At 58.2% G+C, this 8495-nt stretch carries 5 protein-coding genes and 1 pseudogene; 3 read left to right on the forward strand and 3 right to left on the reverse strand.

Annotated elements, in window-relative coordinates; translation table 11 throughout:
- Positions 1–24: 24 nt before the first annotated feature.
- The 3 genes and pseudogenes from HMPREF9538_RS0127415 to msrA all read right to left on the reverse strand — a co-directional run.
- Positions 25–156: pseudogene (locus tag HMPREF9538_RS0127415) on the reverse strand (helix-turn-helix domain-containing protein); the annotation flags it as partial.
- Positions 157–226: 70 nt separating this feature from the next.
- Positions 227–1564: a hemolysin family protein gene (locus tag HMPREF9538_RS16725; RefSeq protein WP_002886718.1), complete on the reverse strand. Its 1338-nt coding sequence runs from the start codon at positions 1562–1564 to the stop codon at positions 227–229.
- A 180-nt stretch (positions 1565–1744) separates the two neighbouring features.
- Entirely contained in the window at positions 1745–2383 is a 639-nt protein-coding gene (gene msrA, locus HMPREF9538_RS16720) for a peptide-methionine (S)-S-oxide reductase MsrA (protein ID WP_002886721.1), read from the reverse strand.
- Positions 2384–2591: 208 nt separating this feature from the next.
- On the opposite strand from msrA, the gene tamA reads away from it, so the two are divergent.
- Genes tamA through HMPREF9538_RS16705 form a run of 3 tightly spaced genes read left to right on the forward strand, consistent with a single transcriptional unit; the run spans position 2592 to position 8445 of the window.
- Positions 2592–4325 (forward strand): autotransporter assembly complex protein TamA, encoded by a 1734-nt coding sequence (tamA, locus tag HMPREF9538_RS16715; RefSeq protein WP_002886722.1) that lies wholly within the window; start codon positions 2592–2594, stop codon positions 4323–4325.
- A complete protein-coding gene (tamB, locus tag HMPREF9538_RS16710) occupies positions 4322–8098 on the forward strand; it encodes an autotransporter assembly complex protein TamB (protein ID WP_009484743.1) in 3777 nt (1258 codons plus the stop codon). Before tamA ends, tamB begins: the two co-directional genes overlap by 4 nt.
- A gap of 2 nt (positions 8099–8100) precedes the next feature.
- Positions 8101–8445: a gamma-glutamylcyclotransferase family protein gene (locus tag HMPREF9538_RS16705; RefSeq protein ID WP_002886724.1), complete on the forward strand. Its 345-nt coding sequence runs from the start codon at positions 8101–8103 to the stop codon at positions 8443–8445.
- Positions 8446–8495 lie beyond the last annotated feature (50 nt).

The following is an 8495-nucleotide window of genomic DNA, read 5'->3' on the forward strand; positions in this document are numbered from 1 at the left end:
TCCCGATGGGAGCCGTTGATGTTTTTAGCCCTTCATTTCCGCATAGCGTTTGCGATATTCGCCCGGTGGGATGCCGTTATGTTTACGAAACAAGCGGGTGAAATAGACCGGATCGCTGTAGCCCACCGATAAAGCAATTTTGTTAAGTGGGAGTGTGGGATAACCATTTGGGCCATAAAAAAAGGGCGGATGGTCATCCGCCCTTAGGAGAGAGAAAAGATTACGCTCAGGCGTTCTGGCTTTCCGCCGTTTCCGCCTGCTTCGGCACCAGCACCGTTGGCTTGTTATCGATGCGGGTCACCAGCAGCTGGTCGATACGGTAGTTATCGATATCCACGACCTCAAACTTATAGCCGGAGAACTTCACCGCGTCGGTGCGTTTGGGGATTTTACGCAGCATAAACATCATAAAGCCGCCGATGGTCTCGTAATTCCCGGACTGCGGGAACTCGTCGATATCCAGCACGCGCATCACGTCATCAATCGGCGTACCGCCATCGATCAGCCACGAGTTTTCATCGCGGGCGACGATCTGCTCTTCCAGCCCCTGGCCGACGAGGTCGCCCATCAGGGTGGTCATTACGTCGTTGAGAGTGATGATCCCGACCACCAGCGCGTATTCATTCATGATCACCGCGAAGTCTTCCCCGGCGGTTTTGAAGCTTTCCAGCGCTTCCGACAGGGTCAGGGTGTCCGGCACGATCAACGTGTTGCGGATCTGTACGCCGCCGGTCAGCACCAGGCTCTGGTTCGCCAGCACGCGGTTCAGCAGATCTTTTGAATCGACGTAACCGATAATGTGGTCGATATCTTCATTACAGACGAGGAACTTCGAGTGCGGATGTTCGGCCACTTTATTCTTCAGGCTCTGCTCGTCTTCGTGCAAATCAAACCAAATGACGCTTTCACGCGGGGTCATGGAGGAAGGAACGGTGCGGGACTCCAGCTCGAACACGTTCTCAATTAGCTCATGCTCCTGCTTGCGCAGCACCCCGGCCAGCGCGCCGGCCTCGACCACGGCATAGATATCATCGGAAGTGATATCGTCTTTCCGCACCATCGGCAGTTTGAAGATGCGGAAGATCATGTTGGCCATGCCGTTAAACAACCACACCAGCGGGCGGAAGACTAACAGGCAGAAGCGCATCGGGTTGATGATGCGCAGGGCCACAGTTTCGGGCGCAATCATACCGATGCGTTTCGGAGTCAGGTCAGCAAACAGGATGAACAAGCTGGTGACCAGGGTAAAAGAGATGATGAAGCTCAGCTGCTCGGAGAGCTCCGGCGACAAATACCCGCTGAGCAGGCTATGAAACGCCGGTGAGAAAGCCGCGTCGCCCACAATACCGCCAAGAATGGCGACGGCGTTGAGGCCAATCTGCACGACGGTAAAGAAGGTGCCCGGGTTCTCCTGCATCTTCAGCACCCGCTGTGCGTTGACGTTGCCTTCATCGGCCAGCAGTTTCAGTTTGATTTTACGTGAGGCGGCCAGTGAAATTTCCGATATCGAAAAAAACGCACTGACGGCTATCAGACAGAGTATTACTAAAATACTGTTTAACATATCTTTTCTGACCGTTGAGGCCAGATCCTCGGAAGGGAAGTTGATAACTCAAATGTGGAATACATAAAAAACCGGTCCGAAGGCGCTGGACCGGCTGTCACACTGGCTAGTATAGCGTAAGGGAATGTAAAGCCGCCAGAGCGTTCATTGACCGCCTCGCTGTTGAGGCGGAAATCAGAATTACGCCTGAGGCGGCAGGCAGACGCCAATGCCGCCGATGCCGCAATAGCCGTGCGGGTTTTTATACAGATACTGCTGGTGATCGTCCTCGGCATAGTAGAACGGTTTGGCGGTGGCGATCTCGGTGGTGATGTGACGGGTATCGTGCGCGTCGTTCATCGCCGCCTGGAAGCGCGCGAGGCTGGCCTTTGCCGCCTCCGTCTGTTCCGGGGTCAGCGGGTAAATCGCCGAGCGGTACTGGGTGCCGTGGTCGTTACCCTGCCGCATACCCTGCGCCGGGTCGTGATTTTCCCAGAACACCTGCAATAACTGCTCATAGCTAATCACCTGCGGATCATAAACCACGCGTACCGCTTCCGCGTGACCGGTCTGGCCGCTGCATACTTCGCGATAGGTCGGATTGGGCGTATAGCCGCCAGTGTAACCTGCGGCGGTGCTGTAAACCCCCGGCAATTGCCAGAACAGGCGCTCAACTCCCCAGAAGCAGCCCATGGCGAACAGCGCCACTTCCATCCCCGCCGGGACGTTGGTCATCGAGTGGCCGTTAACTGCGTGGAGCGTCGCCACTGGCATGGGGGTATTGCGTCCAGGCAGCGCATCCGCCTGGGCGACAAGATGCGTTTTATCAAATAGACTCACGGTTGGCCTCTCAATACAGAAATCGTCGTTAAGGTTGTAACGAAGCGTGTCTTTTAACACAATAAATACGCGTAATACGTCTAGATTAATACATAAGAATTATTTGGGTTATTGCCACTTTTTCAACCCTATGTTGTTAGGGTTTTGTTAAGCCGTGGAGCGGCGCCAGTGTTTCCTGTAGAGGAAACAGGGATATTCAGGAGAAAATGTGCTAAAAATCCGCCAGTTATGTGTCACCAGCCTTTTGCTGGTCAGCGGGGTCGCCAGCGCAGCGAATGTGCGTTTGCAGGTTGAGGGATTATCCGGGGAGCTGGAGAAAAACGTTCGCGCCCAGCTTTCCACCATCCAGAGCGATGAAGTCACGCCGGATCGTCGCTTTCGCGCGCGCGTCGATGACGCCATTCGCGAAGGTCTGAAAGCGCTGGGTTATTACGAGCCGACGATTGAATTTGATTTGCGTCCGCCGCCGAAAAGGGGACGTCAGGTGCTGATCGCCAAAGTGACCCCGGGAGAACCGGTGCGCATTGGAGGAACCGAGGTGATTCTGCGCGGCGGCGCCCGCACCGATAGCGACTACCTGGCGCTGCTGAAAACGCGCCCGGCCATCGGGACGGTGCTCAACCACGGGGATTACGACGGCTTCAAGAGCTCGCTGACCCGCGTCGCCCTGCGCAAAGGCTACTTTGACAGCGAGTTTCTTAAGAGCCAGCTCGGGGTCTCCCTCGACCGTCATCAGGCGTTCTGGGATATCGATTACGACAGCGGCGAACGCTATCGCTTTGGCCACGTCACTTTCTCTGGCTCGCAAATCCGCGATGAATACCTGCAAAACCTCGTGCCGTTTAAAGAGGGCGACTACTACACCTCGCAGGATCTGGCCGAGCTAAACCGCCGCCTGGCGGCGACCGGCTGGTTCAGTTCGGTGGTGGTGGCGCCTGATTTTGCTAAGTCGCGGAAAACCAAGGTGCTGCCTCTGCAGGGCGTTGTCTCGCCTCGCAAAGAGAACACCGTGGAAACTGGGGTCGGCTATTCCACAGACGTCGGTCCGCGGGTGAAAGCCACGTGGAAAAAACCATGGGTCAACTCGTATGGCCACAGCCTGACCTCCAGCGTCAGCCTCTCCGCCCCGGAGCAGCAGTTCGACTTTACCTATAAAGTCCCACTGCTGAAGAGCCCCCTTGAACAGTATTATCTGATGCAGGGCGGTTTTAAGCGTACCGACCTCAATGATACCCAGGCCGACTCTACCACCCTGGGTGTCTCGCGTTTCTGGGAGATGTCGAGCGGCTGGCAGCGAGCGATTAACCTGCGCTGGAGCCTGGATCACTTTACCCAGGCGAACGTCACCAACACCACCATGCTGATTTATCCTGGGGTCTCGGTGAACCGCACTCGCTCCCGCGGCGGCCTGATGCCTACCTGGGGCGATTCCCAGCGCTACTCGGTGGACTACTCCAACACCATGTGGGGCTCGGACATCAACTTCATCGTGATGCAGGCCCAGGACGTCTGGATCCGTACCCTCTATGACCGCCACCGCTTTGTGGTGCGCGGCAACCTTGGCTGGATCGAAGCGGACAACTTTGACAAGGTGCCGCCAGATCTGCGTTTTTTCGCCGGGGGCGATCGCAGTATTCGCGGCTATAAATACAAATCTATCTCGCCGAAGGACGATGACGGCAAGCTGATCGGGGCCTCGAAGCTGGCGACCGGCTCGCTGGAGTATCAGTACAACGTCAGTGGTAAATGGTGGGGCGCCGTGTTTGTCGATAGCGGCGAAGCGGTCAGCGATATTCGCGAGAGCGATTTCAAAACCGGCGCCGGGGTAGGCGTGCGCTGGCAGTCGCCAGTGGGACCGATCAAGCTGGATATCGCCCGGCCGATCGGCGACAAAGAAGAGCATGGTTTACAGTTTTACATCGGTCTGGGGCCTGAATTATGAGTTTATGGAAGAAGATAAGCCTCGGCGTCTTAATCGTGTTGGTGCTCCTGCTGGGCACCGTCGGGTTCCTGGTGGGGACCACCACCGGCTTGCATCTGGTGTTCAAAGCGGCGGATCGCTGGGTACCGGGGCTGGAAATCGGCAAAGTCACCGGTGGCTGGCGTGATTTAACCCTCGATAATGTCCGTTACGAGCAGCCCGGGGTGGCGGTCGCCGCCGGTCAGTTTCACCTCAGCGTCAGGTTGCGCTGCCTGTGGGACAGCAGTCTGTGCGTAAACGACATCGCGCTGCGCGATATTTACGTCGCCGTCGATACCAAGAAGATGCCGCCCTCAGCGCCGGTCGAGGAAGAGGACAGCGGGCCGCTGAATCTCTCCACTCCTTATCCGATCACCCTCAGCCGCGTCGCGCTGCATAACGTCAACGTCAAAATCGATGATACCGCGGTCTCTGTACGCGACTTTTCCACCGGCCTGAACTGGCAGGAGAAAAATCTGACCCTGACGCCGACCTCGCTGCAGGGGCTGCTGATCGCCCTGCCTAAGGTGGCGAAAGTGGCGCAGGAGCAGGTGGTTGAGCCGAAAATTGACAACCCGCAGCCGCAGGAAAAACCGCTCGGCGAGACGATGACCGACCTCTTCTCGCAGCCGGTGCTGCCGGCGATGACCGATGTCCATCTGCCGCTGAACCTCAATATTCAGGCGTTCCGCGGCGAGCAGCTGCGCCTGACCGGCGATACCGATATCACCGTGTATAACCTGCTGCTGAAAGTCAGCAGTATCGACGGCCAGATGAAGCTCGACGCCCTTGATATCGACTCCGATCAGGGCAAGGTTAGCGCCTCGGGCAGCGCGCAGCTGCAGGATAACTGGCCGGTGGACATTACCCTCGCCGGAACCCTGAACGTCGACCCAATGAAAGGGGAGAAGGTGCAGCTGAAGGTGGGCGGCGAAGTGCGTAAAACGCTCAAAGTCGGAGTGGACTTAAGCGGGCCGGTCGCGGCCACGCTGCGCGCGGATGCGCAGCTGGCGGAGGTAGGGCTGCCGCTCAATATGGAGCTGAAGAGTAAGCAGCTCGCCTGGCCGTTCAGCGGCGAGAAGCAGTTTCAGGCCGACAATGTCCAGCTGAAGTTCAGCGGCAAAATGACCGACTATGCGCTGGCCTTCTCCACCGGGGTGAAAGGTCAATCGCTGCCGCCGGCGAAAATCGCCCTCAACGCCAAAGGCAATGAACGGCAGATCAATCTCGACAAGCTGACGGTCAACGCCCTGGAAGGGAAAACCGAGCTGAAGGCGCTGCTCGACTGGCAGCAGGCGATCAGCTGGCGCGGCGAGCTGACCCTCGACGGCATCAACACCGCCAAAGAGGTGCCGGACTGGCCGTCAAAGCTTAACGGCCGGATCAAGACCCAGGGCAGCCTGTACGGCGGCAGCTGGCAGATGTCGGTGCCGGAGCTGAAAATTACCGGCAACGTGAAGCAGAACAAAGTGGATGTGGCGGGCTCGCTGCAGGGTAACAGCTATCTGCAGTGGAAAATCCCGGGACTGCATCTGGCGTTAGGCCCGAACAGCGCTGATATCAAAGGCGAGCTGGGGGTGAAGGATCTTAATCTCGACGCCACCATCGATGCGCCGCACCTGGATAATGCGCTGCCGGGGCTCGGCGGGACGGCGAAGGGCTTGGTAAAAGTGCGCGGCACTGTCGATGCGCCGCAGCTGCTGGCCGACATCACCGCCCGGGCGCTGCGCTGGCAGGAGCTGACCATCGCCCAGGTCAACGTCAAAGGGGATGTGAAATCCACCGATCAGATTGGCGGTAACCTGGACGTGCGGGTGGATCGCATCAGCCAGCCGGGGGTCAATATCAGCCTGGTGCAGCTCAATGCCAAAGGTACAGAGAAACAGCATGAGCTGCGGCTACGCGTGCAGGGCGATCCGGTTTCCGGCCAGCTGGCGCTGGCAGGTAGCTTCGATCGTCAGGCCGAACGCTGGAAGGGCTCGCTGAGCGATACCCGCTTCCAGACGCCGGTGGGGCCGGTAGCGCTGACGCGCAGCATTGCGCTGGACTATCGCAATCTGGAGCAGAAAATCAGCATCGGGCCACACTGCTGGACCAACCCGAACGCCGAGCTCTGCGTGCCTGAAACCATTGACGCGGGCGCCAGCGGACGGGCGCGGGTGAATCTCAACCGCTTCGATCTGGCGATGCTCAAGCCGTTTATGCCGGAGGCGACCCAGGCCAGCGGCGTGTTTACTGGTAATGCCGATGTGAGCTGGGACACCACCAAAGAGGGACTGCCGCAGGGCAAAGTGACCCTCAGCGGGCGCAACGTCAAGGTGACCCAGGTCGTCAACGACGCGCCGTTGCCGGTGGCGTTCGATACGCTGAACCTCAGCGCCGACCTGCACAACAATCGCGCCGAGCTGGGCTGGCTTATCCGCCTGACCAACAACGGTCAGCTGGATGGGCAGGTGCAGGTCACCGACCCGCAGGGGCGGCGTAACCTCGGCGGCAACGTCAATATCAGCAACTTCTCGCTGGCGATGATCAACCCGATTTTCGCTCGTGGTGAAAAGGCAGAGGGAAGGCTCAACGCCCGTCTGCGTCTGGGCGGCAATGTGAAAAGTCCGCAGCTGTTCGGCCAGATGCAGCTGAGCGGGGTGGATATCGACGGCAACTTTATGCCGTTTGATATGCAGCCGAGCCAGCTGGCGATGAACTTCAACGGCACGCGCTCGACCCTGCAGGGGACGGTGAACACCCGCCAGGGGCAAATCGCCCTCAGCGGTAACGCCGACTGGACGCAGATCGATAACTGGCGGGCGCAAATTGCGGCGAAAGGCAGCCGGGTGCGGATCACGGTGCCGCCGATGGTGCGTCTCGATGTATCGCCGGATGTGGTGTTTACCGCCACGCCAAGCCTGTTCAATCTCGACGGCAAAGTGGATGTGCCCTGGGCGCGGATCGTGGTCAACGAGGTGCCGGAGAGCGCGGTCGGCGTCTCCTCTGATGAAGTGATGCTGGATAAAAACCTCAAGCCGATTAAGCAGCAGAGCGCCAGCATCCCGATCAACAGCAACCTGACCATTCACGTCGGCAACAACGTTCGTCTGGAAGCCTTCGGCCTGAAAGCGCGTCTGACCGGTGATTTGAAAGTGGCGCAGGACAAGCAGGGGCTGGGCCTCAACGGGCAGATTAATATTCCGGACGGCCGTTTCCACGCCTATGGTCAGGACTTGATTGTCCGCAAAGGGGAGCTGCTGTTCTCCGGTCCGCCGGATCAGCCGTTGCTGAATATCGAAGCGATTCGTAACCCGGATGCCACCGAAGACGATGTGATCGCCGGCGTTCGCGTCACCGGCTCCGCCGATCAGCCGAAAGCGGAGATCTTCTCTGATCCGGTTATGTCCCAGCAGGAAGCGCTGTCTTATCTGCTGCGCGGCCAGGGTTTGAGTAGTGGTCAGAGCGATAGCGCCGCGATGACCTCAATGCTTATTGGTATGGGGGTTGCACAAAGTGGTCAGGTTGTGGGTAAAATCGGCGAGACGTTTGGCGTAAGCAACTTGGCGTTGGACACCGAAGGGGTAGGCGATTCTTCCCAGGTGGTGGTCAGCGGCTATGTACTGCCGGGTCTGCAGGTAAAATACGGGGTCGGTATCTTCGATTCCCTGGCGACGCTGACTTTACGTTATCGCCTGATGCCTAAGCTATATGTGGAAGCGGTGTCTGGCATCGACCAGGCGCTCGATTTGCTCTATCAGTTTGAGTTTTAGCAATGCGAATATTTGTTTACGGCAGTTTACGACGCAAACAAGGCAACAGCCACTGGATGACCAACGCCCAGTGGCTGGGCGCTCATAGTGTCGACGATTATCAGCTGTACAGCCTGGGCCACTATCCAGGCGCGGTGCCCGGCGAAGGCACAGTACATGGTGAAGTTTATCGTATTGATGCATCGACGCTGGCCGAACTGGATGCGCTGCGCACCAAGGGGGGCGAGTATGCGCGCCACCTGATTCAGACGCCTTACGGCAGCGCATGGATGTATGTCTATCAACGTTCCGTTGAGGGTTGTACGTTGATAGCGAACGGCAACTGGTTGGATCGCGACCAGTATTAACCACGACAGCGCCACCCTCTGGGGGGGGGGGGTTTTTTTTTTTTTTTTTT

This window comes from Klebsiella sp. MS 92-3, from assembly GCF_000195655.1.
Taxonomy (GTDB): domain Bacteria; phylum Pseudomonadota; class Gammaproteobacteria; order Enterobacterales; family Enterobacteriaceae; genus Klebsiella; species Klebsiella pneumoniae.

Bases quoted from the DNA above. Each gene is read 5' to 3' on its own strand.
- HMPREF9538_RS16725 (WP_002886718.1), bottom strand. From the start codon at position 1,564: ATGTTAAACAGTATTTTAGTAATACTCTGTCTGATAGCCGTCAGTGCG.
- HMPREF9538_RS16705 (WP_002886724.1), top strand. From the start codon at position 8,101: ATGCGAATATTTGTTTACGGCAGTTTACGACGCAAACAAGGCAACAGC.
- tamB (WP_009484743.1), top strand. From the start codon at position 4,322: ATGAGTTTATGGAAGAAGATAAGCCTCGGCGTCTTAATCGTGTTGGTG.